Genomic DNA, 1,205 nt, shown 5'->3' with positions numbered 1-1,205 from the left:
CAGCTGCGTTCTTGCCAGGTCTACTTCGTCCTGTGTAGCCTGCATGTTCGCTACTGCTTTAGCCGCATCGATAGCTGCTTGCAGAATTGCTTTGGAACCTACCGGGTATTGACCGTATTTGGTTCCTTCGACAGCCGCATCATGTACCGCTTGCGCTTCTGCAATTAAGCTGTTCAGCGCTGTTTTGTCCACCGCTTTAATGCTGATCGTTTTCGAAACGCTAGGCATCTCGGTCTCTTTGCCTTCTCCATCGGCAATCACAAGTTGGGAGACCGCGATTGTGCCGGCTGCGCCAATTTCCGATGTCTTCGCTTTGAATTGAAGCGACAGCAGGGCACCGTTTGGCTGGGAAGCACTCGCGCCAACATGAACGGCAAGGTATCGGCTTTGACCAGGAGCTGCTTTCTCGTCCACGATCACGAAATCGTTTTCCTTCGCCGATTTGGCGGAAAGCAATTCAAAAATATCCGAATTATACGCAATCGTAAAATCTTGAGCATATACGCTTTGTGTCACTCCGCCTAATCCATACGTCAAATTAAACGTTTGACCAGCCGAAACGACTGAGCTGCCCGCTAAGAATGCACTTGCTTCGCTTTTCCCGTGTTCGATCGAGATATCATCGAAATATCCGCGTGAATATCCGGTTTTCCCCGTAGCATTAAAGGAGATGAGAATTTTATCTACTCTTTTCCCGGCAGCCACTGCTCCGATATTTGATGTCACAAAATTCCATTGATCGGAAACAAGTTTACCGCCATTTCCTTGTGCCAACGGATTAAGACCGACACCGTTTTGATCGACGGCACTCAGATTATGCAGATACGTACCATCGGTGAAGAGCAAGTCAACGGCGTAATTTTGGCTTGTTGTTCTTGCATTGCCAGGTAGTACGGTTCCTGCACTGCCTTCCGGATTTATCCAATAAGAAAGCACTGTGGAAGGTTTAATATCAAAATCAGCATCAAACATTTGATTATAAGCATAATTCTCTACAGCGCTTGTTGCATTGCCTGAGTAGAGGATTGCACTTGTGCTGTTATTTCTTCCCGGTGTACCAACCTTCGTTTCACTACCACCGATTCCGCAGCAGAACTCTCCGATGTTCTTCGACTCGATTGTACGGTTTTCCCAAGTCGGCATCACATCGCCTGGTTCAAGTCCCGTTTTGAAATCAATGCCAGCGTCATAGCTGAGATCTGTTT

1 protein-coding gene is annotated in these 1,205 nt (G+C 47.5%); it reads right to left on the bottom strand.

Annotation, left to right across the window (positions count from 1 at the left end; translation table 11 throughout):
* The coding region (locus AC1DUA_RS38375; protein WP_477504681.1) for a cohesin domain-containing protein at nucleotides 1-1,205 on the bottom strand (1,205 nt) is incomplete at both ends.

The sequence above is a fragment of the Paenibacillus sp. 01T422 genome, from assembly GCF_056398785.1.
The sequence above is the reverse complement of the archived record's forward strand: the minus strand, read 5'-3'. Positions and strand labels throughout refer to the sequence as shown.